The organism is Veillonella parvula (genome assembly GCF_002005185.1).
Taxonomy (GTDB): domain Bacteria; phylum Bacillota; class Negativicutes; order Veillonellales; family Veillonellaceae; genus Veillonella; species Veillonella parvula_M.
On the sequence record NZ_CP019721.1, the window covers coordinates 637,194 to 653,377 of the forward strand.

14 protein-coding genes are annotated in these 16,184 nt (G+C 33.5%); 13 read left to right on the forward strand and 1 reads right to left on the reverse strand.

Annotated elements, in window-relative coordinates; all coding sequences use genetic code 11:
- Positions 1-60 precede the first annotated feature (60 nt).
- The 13 genes from wbaP to B1A77_RS03040 all read left to right on the forward strand — a co-directional run bounded on the left by wbaP (position 61) and on the right by B1A77_RS03040 (position 14,060).
- The gene (gene wbaP, locus B1A77_RS02980; RefSeq protein ID WP_008714510.1) at positions 61-1,500 is read left to right on the forward strand and encodes an undecaprenyl-phosphate galactose phosphotransferase WbaP; all 1,440 of its coding nucleotides are present in this window, start codon (positions 61-63) and stop codon (positions 1,498-1,500) included.
- The gene (gene glf, locus B1A77_RS02985; protein ID WP_008714508.1) at positions 1,500-2,600 is read left to right on the forward strand and encodes a UDP-galactopyranose mutase; all 1,101 of its coding nucleotides are present in this window, start codon (positions 1,500-1,502) and stop codon (positions 2,598-2,600) included. Before wbaP ends, glf begins: the two co-directional genes overlap by 1 nt.
- Positions 2,601-2,837: 237 nt before the next feature.
- Positions 2,838-4,448 carry an O-antigen ligase family protein gene (locus tag B1A77_RS02990; RefSeq protein WP_077707882.1) on the forward strand — a complete coding sequence of 537 codons (1,611 nt, stop codon included), beginning with the start codon at positions 2,838-2,840 and terminating at the stop codon, positions 4,446-4,448.
- The gene (locus tag B1A77_RS02995; protein ID WP_038125716.1) at positions 4,438-5,199 is read left to right on the forward strand and encodes a DUF4422 domain-containing protein; all 762 of its coding nucleotides are present in this window, start codon (positions 4,438-4,440) and stop codon (positions 5,197-5,199) included. Before B1A77_RS02990 ends, B1A77_RS02995 begins: the two co-directional genes overlap by 11 nt.
- Before the next feature lie 10 nt (positions 5,200-5,209).
- On the forward strand, positions 5,210-6,301 hold the full coding sequence (locus B1A77_RS03000; RefSeq protein WP_024062523.1) for a glycosyltransferase: 1,092 nt from the start codon (positions 5,210-5,212) through the stop codon (positions 6,299-6,301).
- The gene (locus B1A77_RS03005; RefSeq protein WP_008714500.1) at positions 6,298-7,299 is read left to right on the forward strand and encodes a polysaccharide deacetylase family protein; all 1,002 of its coding nucleotides are present in this window, start codon (positions 6,298-6,300) and stop codon (positions 7,297-7,299) included. The genes B1A77_RS03000 and B1A77_RS03005 overlap by 4 nt, the downstream gene beginning before the upstream one ends.
- A gap of 12 nt (positions 7,300-7,311) precedes the next feature.
- Positions 7,312-8,106, forward strand: a complete 795-nt coding sequence (locus B1A77_RS03010; RefSeq protein WP_008601799.1) for a LicD family protein — start codon at positions 7,312-7,314, stop codon at positions 8,104-8,106.
- A 16-nt stretch (positions 8,107-8,122) separates the two neighbouring features.
- Positions 8,123-8,842, forward strand: a complete 720-nt coding sequence (locus B1A77_RS03015) for an IspD/TarI family cytidylyltransferase (RefSeq protein ID WP_008601797.1) — start codon at positions 8,123-8,125, stop codon at positions 8,840-8,842.
- A 9-nt stretch (positions 8,843-8,851) separates the two neighbouring features.
- Positions 8,852-10,360 (forward strand): lipopolysaccharide biosynthesis protein, encoded by a 1,509-nt coding sequence (locus B1A77_RS03020; RefSeq protein ID WP_008601795.1) that lies wholly within the window; start codon positions 8,852-8,854, stop codon positions 10,358-10,360.
- Between the two features lie 13 nt (positions 10,361-10,373).
- Complete coding sequence (locus B1A77_RS03025; RefSeq protein ID WP_004692913.1) at positions 10,374-11,294, forward strand: NAD-dependent epimerase/dehydratase family protein; 921 nt, start codon at positions 10,374-10,376, stop codon at positions 11,292-11,294.
- A 5-nt stretch (positions 11,295-11,299) separates the two neighbouring features.
- Positions 11,300-12,355 (forward strand): NAD-dependent epimerase/dehydratase family protein, encoded by a 1,056-nt coding sequence (locus B1A77_RS03030; protein ID WP_004692912.1) that lies wholly within the window; start codon positions 11,300-11,302, stop codon positions 12,353-12,355.
- A 235-nt stretch (positions 12,356-12,590) separates the two neighbouring features.
- A complete protein-coding gene (locus B1A77_RS03035) occupies positions 12,591-13,667 on the forward strand; it encodes an acyltransferase (RefSeq protein WP_077707883.1) in 1,077 nt (358 codons plus the stop codon).
- 66 nt (positions 13,668-13,733) lie between these two features.
- Entirely contained in the window at positions 13,734-14,060 is a 327-nt protein-coding gene (locus B1A77_RS03040) for a Tat pathway signal protein (protein WP_077707884.1), read from the forward strand.
- Between the two features lie 658 nt (positions 14,061-14,718).
- On the opposite strand, the gene B1A77_RS03045 is transcribed toward B1A77_RS03040, so the two are convergent.
- Positions 14,719-16,128, reverse strand: a complete 1,410-nt coding sequence (locus B1A77_RS03045) for a YadA-like family protein (RefSeq protein ID WP_077707885.1) — start codon at positions 16,126-16,128, stop codon at positions 14,719-14,721.
- Between the last annotated feature and the right edge of the window lie 56 nt (positions 16,129-16,184).

Sequence of the window (16,184 nt, forward strand, 5' to 3'; positions counted from 1 at the left end):
TTGTTTTCTTAATATTTTGAGATTGAGAAAACAACCTTTTCTTATAATTGGGGTATTAGTATGAATCGTTCTATCTGTAATAACAATAATAAAAAGTTATTTATAAGTAAGCTCATAGTACTTATAGCAGATTATATTGCTATTGTTTTGGGGATATTAGCAGCCTATTATTTGCGTTTAAACTTATCAATTTTACCAGTAAGTTCAAATTTTAAGGTAGAAGAAATTTACGTATATGGTATTGTGCCTATCGTATTTTTAACTATCTTGTTGCTTAATAATGTCTATTCTGTGGTAACACCTTATTGGGATACGATGAAAAATTTGTTTCGCAGCATTACCATAGGGGTTGTCGTATCGATTGTTCTCATGTACACAGGACATGTTATTAATGATGTGTCTCGTTTATTTGTTGCCTTTGCTTATATATGTATGCTCGTATTTATCTTTAGCGAGCGTTTTATTGTAGGAAAATTACTTTCAAAAGCAGGATATTTAACAATTCCGATTCTTCTCGTTGGGGCGGGAAAGACAGCAGAACTTGTACAGAGATCATTAGAGCGTATGCCGATTACTACCTATAAGATTATTGGTTATGTAGATGATAATCCTAAATCATCATCCATCGCTAAAGAATATCCATGCCTTGGAGCCTTTAAAGATGTAGAAAGCGTTATTAAAGATACAGGCGTTCAAACTGTACTGATTTGTGCTCCGGGACTTGAGTCTAAAAAATTAGTATCCTTGATTAATCGATTACAAGTATTAGTAAAACGAGTAGCATTTGTTCCTGAATTATTCGGTTTACCAGCCAGTAATATTACAGCACGTGGCATGATGGAAGAACAAGCCGTCGTATTGCGTGTGCAAAATAACCTAGCACGCAAATCTAACCGTGTTTTCAAACGTATTTTTGATATTGTAGCTACGGTATGTGGTGGCTTTTTGATTTTACCAATTCTCGGTATCATTGCTATATTGATTTACTTAGATTCTCCAGGATCTATCGTATTTGGACATAAACGCGTTGGTCAAGGTGGGAAATCATTTTCTTGTTATAAATTCCGATCCATGGTGCCAAATGCACAAGAGGCTTTGGAGCAATATCTAAAAGATAATCCAGCTGCTCGTGAAGAATGGGAGCGAGATTTTAAATTGAAAGATGATCCTCGCGTTACAAGAATCGGAAAATTCCTTCGAAAGACAAGTCTTGATGAATTGCCACAGTTGTGGAATGTTCTCGTTGGGGACATGAGCCTCGTAGGGCCAAGACCTATTGTTCGAGATGAAATTGTAAAATACGGCGACTATATTAATGACTTTTACCTTGTACCACCAGGGATTACTGGTGTTTGGCAGGTAAGTGGTCGCAGTGATACCACCTATGAAGAACGAGTTCTCATGGATTCTTGGTATGTGCATAATTGGTCTGTATGGATTGATATTGTATATCTGTTGAAAACTGTATTGGCTGTTGCTAAATCGAAAGGGGCCTATTAATGAAATACGATTATTTAGTAGTTGGGGCAGGCCCATTTGGTGCTGTATTTGCTCATGAGGCGCACAAGCGTGGTAAATCTGTACTTGTCATCGACCGTCGCAATCACATAGCAGGTAATCTATATTGTGAAAGCAAAGATGATATCAATATTCACGTCTATGGTGCTCATATTTTCCATACATCCTTGAAACATGTGTGGGATTATGTCAATCAATTTGCTGAGTTTAATCACTATGTAAATAGTCCTGTAGCAAACTATAAAGGCGAGATGTACAATTTGCCGTTCAATATGAATACATTCTCTAAAATGTGGAATATTCGAACTCCAAAAGAGGCACAAGATATCATTACTAAACAACGAGCTGCTATATCAGGGGAGCCAAAGAACTTAGAAGAGCAAGCTATTAGTCTTGTAGGTACGGATATTTATGAAAAGCTCATCAAAGGGTATACGGAAAAACAATGGGGCCGTAAATGTACAGAGTTACCAGCTTTCATTATTAAACGATTACCTGTGCGTTATACATACGATAATAATTATTTTAATGATCGCTTCCAAGGTATTCCTATGGGTGGTTATACTAAGATGATTGAACGCATGTTAGAAGGCATTGAAGTCCGCTTAGGTGTAGATTTCCTTAAACATAGGAATGAATACGAATCTTTGGCAGATAAGATTATCTACACAGGCCCTATAGATGAATACTTTGGTTATTCTGAAGGGATATTAGAATATCGTGGTCTTCGCTTTGAAACAGAGCGTCTCGAAGAGGAAAATCATCAAGGTGTTGCGGTGGTGAACTATACGGAAGGAGAAATTCCGTATACTCGTATTATTGAACATAAGCATTTTGAATTTGGTACACAGCCTGTTACATATGTAACAAAAGAGTATCCAAAAGACTGGAAAATTGGTGAAGAAGCGTATTATCCAGTAAATGACGTGAAGAATTTAGATCTTTATGCTAAATACGTTAAAAAGGCCGAAACGATTTCCAATGTTATCTTTGGTGGTCGTTTAGGGGAATATAAATATTACGATATGGATAAAGTCATTGCTAGTGCTTTAGCACTATGTAATAAGGAGTTTCAGGAATGAGAATGGAGTGGCTAGATTCGCTAAAGGGTTTTGCTATATTTTTAGTTGTTGTTGGTCATGTTAATCGCAATTGTATTTTAGTTATCTAAATATTATGCAACATTGTATGAGACTATCTAAATGAGTAATCATTTTAATCTAGTTGATTTAATGGATATTTATATAGCCCATCTTTCTTTGGTAATTCCAAGTTAATATAATTGAAATCATAAGATGAGAGTAGTAGGATGAGAGTATATGTCTAGTAATAAATATATTGATAGTTTAATAGGATTAAGTTTTATATTTGTAATATTCCCTGTAATTCCTATGTTTTTACGAGTAGGTTTTTTGGGGGGCGAGTTTTCAGCAAAAGCATCATTTTATACACTATTTATTTGTTTAGTATATAGTGTATGGCTAAAAAGGTATAGTCTACGTCAATACCATTTATATTGGAAAGAATTATTATATATAGTTTTTTTAGGTTTCAGTATTACTGTATCTTTAATTCATGGTTTAATTAATTTCCCTTATTATGATTTAGTTCCTGGCACTAATTATATAAATCATAAATTGGAAGTCATAAATCAATTTATATTTAATAAAGCTTTTAGTGAATATACTTTATCGGTCATTCATTTTGGTTTTAGAGTATTAAAGAACTCTTTGACTCAACTTATTTTTACATTTGGATTTTCTTATTTAATTTTCTATTGGTATAAAGATCGTTCGGAAACAATTTTGAAAATAGTAAGTAAGGGTTCATTAATTTCTGCTACTCTAGTTGTTATTTTTGGTGTCATTGAACTATTTTATTTTGGTAAACAACAATGGGCACTCTCATTATTAACATATATAAGGCCTATTGTTCATGCTATTGAGATTAATAATACTTGGTGGCCACCATTGTTTTGGCCTGAATTACAATTTCGTTCTCTTTTCCCAGAGCCGTCCTTTCTAGGTATTTATACTGTTATTACAATTCCTTTTATATGGAATGTTATTTTTTCATCTAAAAATAAGAAATTGCTAATCTTTTCCTCTATTCTTTTATTACTTTTAGAAATGATCACTTTATTGGCAAATAGTAGAACGGCAACTGTTTTATTGATAATAGATCACATATTGCTTGTAGTGGCACTTTGTATTCAGTTTAGAAACAAAAAATTTGTAGTACATACAGTTCTTGTAACTTTAATAGGTCTTTTAGCTTTTATAGGAAATATAGTATATACATCTAATGTTCTTTATGTACAAGATACTTCTATTAAAAGTACAACTAGTAGAACAGTTAAAAATATATCAACTCAGCAGGTTGCAAATGAAATTAAATCTTATGGGGAAAATAATATTTCTTCACTATCTAAAAAAGACAGGAGAAGTAATAATCAAAGATATGGTGTTATGAAAGCTGACCTAGATATTTTCAAAGAAAATCCATTATTAGGAATTGGACAAGGGTTACGTACCCCATATGTTTTGAATCATTTAGATGAAGATACATTAAATGGTGCGGAAGTAAAAATGTGGATTGAAAATATTAAAAATAAGGGCCTAATTAATATTTCTATTCCCATGTTAGGAGAATATACCTCTCGTTTATCGGAAACAGGGATCATAAGTTTTGTATTGTTTATGGGACCTATTGCATTCTTATTAGTTAGATTGCTTATTTATGTATTTAAAAATCCAAAAGATATATGGATCATATTTTTTACAATTGCTTATATAGAGTCTTTGTTGACAGGGATAGGAACGACTTTAAATGAACTGTATTATTTTTGGATATTATTAGGGTTTGGTTATGCATTAGTATATACGAGAAATTCATATCGTAATAAGGTGGATGAAATTAGTGAATATTAAGATTTTAGTAGCAACACATAAACAATATTGGATGCCTGAAGATTCTGTTTATATGCCGATTCATGTAGGACGAGACGGTAAGGCTGATATTGGTTATACAGGGGATCATACAGGAGATAATATATCTTCAAAGAATGCAAATTACTGTGAATTGACGGGTCTCTATTGGGCGTGGAAAAATCTTGATGCGGATTATATTGGTCTCGTTCATTACAGACGTTACTTTACACGTAAAGAGGTACGCTCTGTGGAGGACAAAAAGAATCAAATTTTAACGGGAGCAGAATGGGAGAATCTGCTTTCACAATATCCTGTAGTAGTAGCAGATAAGCGTAAATATTATATTGAGTCCAATCGTTCTCACTATAATAATGCCCACCATAGCTCAGGACTAGATGCGGCAGAGCAAATCATCGCTGAAAAATATCCCGAATATAGCGCTGCTTTCACAAAGGTATGCAATCGCACCTGGGCTCATATGTTCAACATGTTCGTGATGCGTAGAGATTTATTTGATCAATACTGTGAATGGATGTTTTCCATCTTAGAAGAAATCGAAAAACGTGTTGATATTTCTGATTATGATACATATGAAGCGCGTATCTATGGTTTTGTTAGCGAAATCTTGCTTGATGTATGGATTGAAGCTAATAATATTAGCTATAAAGAACAAAATGTATCTTTCATGGAACCTCAAAATTGGATTAAAAAAGGTGGATTATTTTTAAAACGTAAATTATTTGGGAGATAATATACTGACTATGATAAAGGTAATAGAACTTCCTATAGATAAAGATATGGGAGGTTTAACATCTTATGTTCTTCAATTATATAGAATGATTGATAAAGAAGAATTTGAATTAACATTACTGAGTTATGATGATCCTCAAAATTTTGATGTAAATTATAATGTAGAGACGGTTAGTAGACCATATCATACTATTCAGTTTTATAAAAAAATGAAGTGTCTGCTTTCTGAAGGAAAAGATATCATTCACTTTCATCAATCTTATGTCAATATTATTCCTATTTTGATTGCTAAATTAGCTGGATTTAAAACTATTATTTTACATGCGCATAGCTCTAGTATAGATGATAATCGAAAAATCGTACGCTTTCTAAAGACAGGATTACATAAGGTTGGAAGATTTTTATTACCTTATTTGGTTGATACTTATGTAGGTTGCTCTACTAAGGCCTCAGAATGGATGTTTCCTAGAAAGTGTATAGATAGTGATTCATATTATTTATTACATAATGCGATTGATTTAGATTTATATGATAGAAATATAAATCTAGGGTTGGAGGTTAGACAAAAATTCAACATTCCTAAGGATGCATTGGTAGTAGGACATATTGGTCGTTTTACGCCTGTTAAAAATCATCCTTTTATTATCGATATATTTAAAGAGGTATTAAAACAAAATCCTAATAGTTATTTATTTCTCTTGGGGGATGGTGTAGAACGTCATAAGATTGAAAGTCTTGTAAAATCAGCAGCTATATCTGACAAGGTTATTTTTATGGGGTATGTAAATAACACTGTGGATATTATGCAAGCTATAGATATTATGATATTACCTTCTTTATTTGAAGGACTACCCCTAATTGCTATTGAGTCTCAAGCATTAGGTATACCAATATTAGTATCTGATACGATTACACAAGAGGTTGTGTTAACTGATTTATGTAGGACTCTACCAATTGATAATCCTAAACCATGGGCTTATGAGATTATATCTAAATTTGGTAAGAATAAATATATTGATTATAGAGCTAGAATTAAAGAGTTAGGTTATGACTCCAGTGTTGCTATAAAGAAGATTGAAAATATATACAAGGGAAAACAATGAGTCTTAAAGGTTATATAAAAGAGAATCTACCATGGATTCGATCTATTTATAGAAAAAGATTGGCTCCAATTAATTTAATCCATAATATTTATGATAAGCCAGTAGTTGTTTTACTTTATCATAGAGTTAATTATTTGAATCGTGATTTATTTAATATTAATGTAACTCCTGATAATTTTGAGAGACATATTCGAATCTTAAAAAATCACTACAATGTAATAACTTTTAATGATTTAAAACGCAATGATATAAAGGAACCATCTGTTATTATTACCTTTGACGATGGATATTATGATAATTACAAATATGCCTTTCCAATTTTAAAAAAGTATCAAGTCCCAGCGACGATTTTTATAACATCTGGCGGTGTAGATACGGGTAAAGAGTTTTGGTGGGATCGATTAGAAACTGTTTTATTCGAAAATAAAAATCTACGAGAATCAATTGAGTTAGATATATTAAATCAAAGACATATATTTGATGTATCTGATGATAAAAAGCGATTACATAGTTTTTATACATTACACCATATGCTTTTTTCTCTACATCCTAATGAAAGAGATATGATGTTAGACAGATGGTATGAGTCTTATGGATTGAAGGTTAATCCTAATAATAGAACTATGACCTCATCGGAGTTAATAGAGTTATATCAAAGTCAGTTAGTTACATTAGGAGCGCATACTATTCATCATCCAGCGTTGAAACAAATTAGTAGAGAAGAACAAATACAAGAAATACAATCTTCTAAGCTTTTTTTAGAGAACTTGTTACATACGGATATAGATATTTTTGCGTATCCTTTTGGTCATAAAGAAAGTTTTGATCAAGTAACAGAACAAATTGTTCAAGATCTAGGATTCACATATTCAGTTAGTACTAAAAGAGCACAGCTTCATTCTAATACTAATCCATTTTCTATACCTAGATTCGGCATTGAAGACTGGTCAGAAGATGAATTTATACGACAAATGAAGTTAGTATGGTTTGAAAATTAGGGGATTTTTATAATGTTGACTATATCTGAAATTCAAGATCATTTATATATAATGCTTAAAGAGTTTGATTCCTTTTGTAAAGAGAATGATATTAAATATTCGCTATCAGGAGGATCATTATTGGGGGCCATTAGGCATAAAGGTTTTATTCCTTGGGATGATGATATAGACATTTGTTTAAGTCGACCAGATTATGAAAAATTAATTACTATATTTCCAAAGGTTTTTCATAGCAATTACCTGCTTAGATCTATTGAGCGTAATAACTCAAAATATCCTTTTGCGCGATTAGAAAAGCTTGATATCAAGATTGAAGATGAGTACAGCAATGCTAATCAGTTTTTATTTATGGATATTATGCCTGTTGATGGATTACCAAATGATAAAAATGAAGTTGTTAGTATCTATAAAAAACGTAAAATTTATAGTAAAATGCTCGAATTATGTGATGCTAAATTAGGTCATGGTAAATCATTTAGTAGAGCATTTATCAAGTCTATATTAATTATTTTTGCTAAATGTGTGGGATATAAATATTGGGCTCATAAATTAGATCAATTAGCAAAACAGTATGATTATAATACTTCTGATTATGTAGGCGCTATTACTGGGGGCGTTTATGGTGAAGCTGAATGTATGGTAAAGGATGCTTTTGAAAAACGTGTCCCTATAGAGTTTAGAGATTTAAAATTAGAGGTTTTTTCATGTTACGATACATATTTAAGTAATTTATATGGTCGTAACTATATGGAAATACCGCCAGAAGGTAAACGTAAAATATCAAGTATTAGAGCATATGAGATTTAATGTATAGGGGTATAGCATGAATATAGGTATTATTTTTGCTGGAGGAACTGGACAACGCATGAGTTCAACTGGCACACCGAAACAATTGCTAGAAGTTAATGGGAAACCAATATTAGTGTATACGCTAGAACACTTTCAAAATAATGATAATATTGATGGAATTGTTTTGGTAGTATTAGAGTCTATTATTGGAGAGGTTAGTAAATTAGTACAAAAGTATAGTTTGGATAAAGTCAAATCGATTATTCCAGGTGGAAAAACAGGGCAAGAGTCAATTTATCTTGGAATTCAAGAGTCTTCAAGACTATATGATCAAGATAGTATAGTTTTACTACATGATGGGGTTAGACCTATTATTTCTGATGAGCTAATTAATACGTGTATATCGTCCACAAAAACATATGGCAATGCCATTACTGTTTCACAAGCTATAGAAACTATTGTTTTAAAAGATAATGAGCTTTCTCATGTAGGGAAAATACTTTCTCGAGATGAATGTTTACTTGCTAAAGCTCCACAATGTTTCTATTTAAAAGATATTTATAAGGCACATGACAAAGCAAGATCTGAAAACTTGGAGTTCATAGATTCGGCATCTATGATGCAGTTTTATGGGACTGAACTGTTTACAGTAATAGGACCAGCTGAGAATATTAAGATTACAACACCTATTGATTTTTATACATTTAAGGCTTATTTAGAAGTAAAAAATAGCCTCAATATTATGGGATTATAGGCTGATATTATGCGGACAGTTAGTGCAATTAAGAATATAAATTCCACGTTAATTGTATATGGATTAAATATGGTATTACAGTTCATTATCCGTTTTGTATTACTATATTATTTATCTATTGAATATTTAGGCTTGAATGGTTTATTTGATAATATTTTGACTGTATTATCTCTTACTGAATTGGGCATTGGTCCAGCTATTATATTTAGTTTATATTCTCCTTTAGCTAATCATGATTTAGAAACAGCAAAATCAATCATGAGAATATTTAAAAAAGCATATATTTATATTGGTACACTTATTCTATTCTTAGGGTTATGTATATCGCCTTTTGTTCAATATCTTATAAAGGTACCTCCTAATATTGCATATTTAAATATTTTCTTTTTACTTTTTGTTGTTGATACGGGTATTAGTTATTTTTACTCTTATAAAAAATGCTTGCTTATAGCTGACCAAAAACAATATATAGCTAACTATTACAGAGGGATTACTCAACTGATAGGGAGTTTATTCCAAATTGCCTTAGTCATTTTAACTCATAGTTTTTGGGTATATATTATTCTACGTATATGTATGACCTTTTCTGAGAATTTTTTAATAGCTAGAAAAGCCGATCACTTATATTCGTTCTTAAATGAAAAGAATATTCAGCCTTTAAATAAAGATATATACCAAAATATTATTAGAAATATAAAGGCTTTAATACTTCATAAAATTGGTGGTGTTACTGTTTTTGGAACATCAAATATTATTTTATCAAAATTTGTAGGTTTAAGTGCTGTTGCGTTATATACGAATTATTATTTGATTATTAATGGTATCGATAAGTTGTCTGATCAGGTATTTAATGCACTAAAGGCATCTGTAGGAAATTTGAATGAGTCTCATGATGATGCTCATAAATTAGTCATTTTCAAGAGATTAGAATTTATGACAGCCTATTTGGCTTGTTTTATCTGTAGTAACTTGTACCTTTTGTTAAATCCATTTATTACCATCTGGCTAGGAAGTAGCTATCGTTTTGATGAAAGTATAGTGCTTTGGATGGTTATCAACTTCTATCTAATGTTTATGCGTAAAGGCGTCTTAGTATTTAAAGATGCTATGGGGCTCTTTTGGCAAAATCGATATATGTCCTTAATAGAGGCCTTAATAAATTTAGGATCTTCCATTGTTTTGGTTCAATATTTTGATGTTTGGGGCGTGTTATTGGCTATGTTTATTAGTACGATTTGTATGCCTTTTATAGTTGAACCATATGTTTTGTTTAAATACGGATTACGTTGGTCTTTGGTTAGTTATTTTAAACTTTATTTCCGTTATACTCTAATTACATTTATATTAGTTTATTTCAGTAAATTCTTATCACAGTTTATTGCTTTGGATAGTGGCTGGTTTGGGCTTTTACTGGGGGTTGTATGTAATAGCATCTTTATAATAGTGGCATGGGGAATATTATTTATTAGAAGTAAAGAATTAAGGTTTTATCTTGATTTAATAAAAAGTAGGCTATAAGAAGGGGATAATAATGAGAATAACTGTAACTGGTGGGGCTGGGTTTATTGGCTCCCATTTAGTTGATCGTTTAATAGAGGATGGTCATACTGTACAGGTTATTGATAACTTATATACAGGAAACAAAGAATTTGTTCATTCGAAAGCACAATTCGTAGAATTGGATATTAGAGACCCAAAGTTATACTCTGTCTTAGAAGAATTTCGTCCAGACTATATATTTCATGAGGCTGCACAAACTGAAGTTTCCACATCTATGAGTGATCCAATGTTAGATTGTGATATTAATTTGATGGGGTTAATCAATTTACTTAATGCAGCAGTAAAACTAGATGTTAAAAAGTTTTTGATGCCATCTTCTGCAGCGGTTTATGGTAATTTAGATACATTACCACTAAATGAGGAAATGATTGGAAATCCGTCTTCATTTTATGGATTAACAAAGTTAACTACAGAACATTATCTTCGTATTTATCATGAAGCTTTTGGATTACCATATATATGTTATCGCTATTCTAATGTGTTTGGTCCACGACAAGGTAATGGTGGAGAGGGGGGCGTTATTAGTATTTTTGCTAAAGCGATTGTACAAGGCTCTCCTATTATTATTTACGGTGATGGAAAACAAACAAGGGACTTTATATATGTGGATGATGTAGTTGAAGCTAATATTTTAGGTATGCAACACCAGGTTACAGGTATTTATAATGTAAGTACTGGCATCTCAAGTTCCGTCAATTTGTTAGTGGATGAGTTTAGAAATATTAGCGGTAAAGATATAGAGGTAGTTTATGATAAGCCTAGATTAGGCGATATTAGAGATTCTGTTTTGGCAACTGATAAATCAGAAAAAGAGCTTTTATTTACAGCAAAATATAATTTACACGATGGGTTAATAAAAACATATGAGTATTTTAAAACAGTAGAGGGCTAGTATTTATGAATGATGTTTTATCTTATGAGTTGGAACGCACTGCTAAAGATATTCATATTTTCTTATCTAAACTTTCAGGGAAAACTATTTTGATAACGGGGGCAACCGGATTCATAGGATCTATGCTCACCCGATTGTTTTTAGTTAGTAATATGAAATATGGAACAGATATTAATATTATTTGTTCCGTGAGAAATATAGAAAAGGCAGAGGCTTTGTTCTCTAACCTTAAGAATTCAGAACAGTTAGTCTATATTACTAATGGCCTTGTTGCATGTAATGATTCTGTTGATTATATATTTCACACTGCAGCACCTACTACATCTAAGTTTTTTGTTACACAGCCAGTTGAAACGTTAAATGGTAGCATTAGTACAACATTAGACGTCTTGCAATATGCAACAAAGAATAGAGTTAAAAAAATCGTATATTTATCCTCTATGGAACAATATGGTATTCAGCAAGTAGATTATCAAAATATGACTGAAGATGATTTAGGTTATATTAATCATTTAGATGTTAGAAGTTCGTATTCTGAAGGTAAACGTATTTGTGAATGTTACTGTAGTGCTTATTTTCATGAATATAATGTACCAATTTGTATTGCTCGCGTTGCACAATGTTTTGGTCCAGGTCTTTCACTTTTAGATAATCGTGTATCTATGCAATTTGCTAAAAGTGTTATGCATAATGAAAATATTATTTTACATACCAAAGGACAATCTGTATCAAACTTTTGTTATATAACTGATGTACTTTCCGCTTTGGTACTATTACTGTTTAAAGGAGAATGTGGAGAAGCATATAATATATGTAATAGTAATGAAACAAGAAGCATCAAAGATATTGCAAATTTAGTAGCGAAAGAAGTCGCTAAGGGTAAAATAGACGTGGTATTTGATATACCAGATAATGCCAATCAATATGGATATGCACATGATGTAAAATTTATTCTAAATAGTGAAAAAATCCAGTCGTTAGGGTGGAAACCCAAGATTAACATGGTAACAGGATATAGAAATTTAATTGATTATATAAAATATGAGAAGAACATCTCATAAGGGTAAAAAATAGTCGTACCGAATCGTATATGTTAAAAACAAGTATATTAGAGTAACTTGATAATATATAATTTGTAAAGACAGTTGATTATATCAGCTGTCTTTTTTATGTGTAAAAATTGTCACAACATTCTCATATATTTCATGTATTTTATGATGTATACAAGTCATCTAGGTAGTTACCAGTTGGCGTAGTATTCATATAGTTTGAGAGGAAGAATATGAGGTATAGAGAATGAGAGCGAGCAATATTGAATTGTTGCGTATCATTTCGATGATACTAATTATTGTGCATCATTTTAGCGTGCACGGTTGTTTCCCCTTTACACCAGATTTAACGTTTAATAAGGTGTTTCTCCAAGTATTTGGACTTGGAGGCAAGGCTGGTGTAGTTGTCTTTGTTATGATAACAGGCTATTTTATGATTTCTAGTAGCTTCAAGTTGCACAAGTTTGCCAAATTAGTTGGGCAAATATGGTTTTACAGCATTGCCATGCTCGGAATGGCTATGGGTTTAGGACTCGATACGGTGACGTCAAGGAATATGATGTTAGCCTTATTGCCCATTGGTGCCATGAGTTGGTTCGCCCAGAACTTTTTAGTACTCTATTTATTAACGCCTGTTATTAATCGAGTACTTCATTGGCTGCAGCATACATACTACGTTATACTCCTAGTGGTTTCCACGGTAATTTGGTTCTTAATGCCGACAGTGCTGAATTTGTGGCCTAATGTACCGCATACCACTTTTGGATTTAAACATATCTTTTCATTTATCGTATTCTATTCGCTAGGGGCGTATATCAAACTGTACGGCTCACATATAACAAAGAAAATAGGTATTATTTTTACTGCCATAGGCTTTGTAGGGGCCTTTCTAGGGGATATCCTCGTCGATGTACTAGCCATGACGGATCCAGCGTATATGAAACAGATTTTCTACTTTACGCAAAATGATTATGGTTTCTTTCAATTGCTATTAGGTATTGGCTTATTTATTATTTTTTTGAAAGCAAAGATCACTTATCACCCTTGGATCAATGTGATAGCATCTACTACCTTTGGCATATACCTATTACATGATAATAAGCTATTCCTTCATTACATGTGGGACAATGTATTGGCAACGTATCAGTACTATGATTTAATGCTATTACCTCTGTATGCAATTCTTGTGGTGGTGCTTATTTTTGTCATCGGTATGATTGTAGACTATGTGCGGTTGGCTTTCATAGAAAAACCTGTGATGAAAGCAATCACGCCGAGCCTTGAACGGATTCAGTCAAGGGTTGAGAAAGTACTGCCATTATAATGCGATTATCGGTGTTTTTTGGTATAATATATAAGTATTCTTACCATAAAACGGGAGGTAATTATAATGCGTAAATTCTTATATATGATAGCGGCGTTGCTTGTATTAATTGGGATTAGCACAAATGATGTAGAAGCTCGTCAAGATGTGTATGCTACGACATATCTCGGTAATAACTGGTATGTAGATCAAGACTCTGTAAAGCGAGTGGGAGATATACTCAACTTTACGGTGTACACAACAGCAGGTCTTAGCTATAAAGTGACATCTAGTGATGACAACTATTACAATGCAGACGTATTTTACGATAATAATAAACTCGTATCGGATAATGGCCAATCTGTATGGAAGTCGCCAGGCATGATGGCAGCCATGCGCGTGGCTCGTAGATAAACAAAAAAGGCAGGAATTATTGATATGTCCTCCATTACTGAACATCTAGTAATGGAGGACATGTTATATAATCTCTGCCTTTTCTTTTGCTTTTTATTATATATTTTTGTATATTTCTATTTATAGATTCTTATGGACTCGCTTATATGTTCGATATATAATTGGATTAGGATAGTCAGCGAGGTTGGGCCTCTCTTCGTTAATGAAGGGAGGGGTGTCTATGAGTGATTATGAACTAATCATGCTCCTGCTTCAAGTAATGGCTGTTGTCATCGCTTTCGGAGCACTAGTAGCACTTATTTGTTTTGGAAAAAGCAAATAGCCCTTCGTTACCGCTTGGTAGCTAGATAAAACGAAAAGGCCATTTCCTAATTTCTATTAAGTTTCGAGATGAGCCCGACGTGACTACTCGCTTGGCTATCTACCTATATTATAGGGATAAAAATATATATCGTCAAATTGAGATGAAATACATTATTATAATAACTACATATAAATAATGATAAAAGCTGTACATACATAGATTAGACTGAACGGCTTTGATGTCAAAACGAATGTAACATCAAAGGCGGTTCAAAAATCGATTATGTGTGTACAGCTTTTTGGTTTTAGTGTGTTTTTGTGAAAGTAGTCATAGGACTACCATAAAGGGATCTTATTATTTTTCAAGTTTGTCTACTAAGCATTTTACTGTTTCTTGTAGATCTTTATTTTGAGCTTCTAATGCTTGTACGCGTTGTTCTAGTGCGTTATAAGAGGCAGGGGACATAGCAGTAGATAAAGATTTTCCTGGTCTATAGGTGATGCCTACATTGGCCATAACGTGATTGTTCATCGTAAACCCTGTGGTGAGTAAAAGATTATCTTTGTGATAATAGCCTACACCTAGAGCTACTGCATTTGCATTTTTATAATGACCGTAGCCCGCCATGTATTGAACGCGATTATCCGGATCATATGGTAATGGATGTAATGCAGCTAATGCAGCGGCACGAGCATCACCTTTATTGGATTCCGATTCAACACGTTGTACCTCTTGAGATACATGTTGTACAGATTTTTCAATAGTGCTAATAGAATTATTAAGCTGTTGACTTGTACTTTTACCAAGGGTATCAATCATTTGATGAACGCCGTAGAGTTGGGATCCGTTGACCGCATCTGTAGAGGTAGCACTCACGCGACCTGCTGCGAGATTGGTAATCGTCCGTTCCTTGCCCTTAGCCCCTACGGATACTGTTGATACAGGGGCGGTGCCGGCATAGTTGACGGTAGTACCATTTTCAAAGGTATGGCTTGCTGTACCGACTACATCGCCGTCAGCGGAATCATTGCCAAGGACAACGCCATTTTTTAGAGAGGTAGTCACATTATTGCCGAGAACAAAGGTGTTTTCTCCGGAAATGTGGTTGTAATTACCTATACTGTAAGAATTGGCCGCATCAATAGCTGTTTTACCGTATTCGCCCTGGCCGAATACACCGGATGCGGTCGCTTTCTCTGATAGTGTATTATAAGAGCCTACAGCTAACCCTTTGGCGGCGTTTACATTCACATAATGCCCTACGGCGAGGTCGAACTGACCGTTTACTGTTGAATTCGAGCCGATGGCTACAGAATTGCTGGCTTTACTGTTAGCACCTTGAAAATTACCAATCCACACGTTTTTATCACCTGCGGAGTTTTCCCCTGATTGAGTCCCCATGACAATGGAGTTCGTCAACTGGCTCGCATTACCTGCGGCGAAACCGACGGTTACGTTAAAATCGCCAGTACTGCCTCGGAATGACTTCGCCCCAAGATTGATATTGCCGCCACCTGATGAGCCGGCCCCAGCAGCTGCACCCAAGGCTATGTTATTGCCTTGGGCATTGGGCCCCTTACCTTTTCCGTTCGCCGCACCGGCGTTCTCACCGAGGGTGATGTTACCGCCTGTTCCTGCGGTGAAAGTTTGACCTTCCTTGCCGATGTTACCGTTGTTATCAACGATATTGACCGGCGCCGCATAAACTGTGGTGGATAAAGCTACCATTACAACACTTGCTAATACAAAACGTTTCTTACTCATCGTATACACTCCTTTGTGTACAAACAAACTTTCACAAAACTTTCATAAAAAGACTT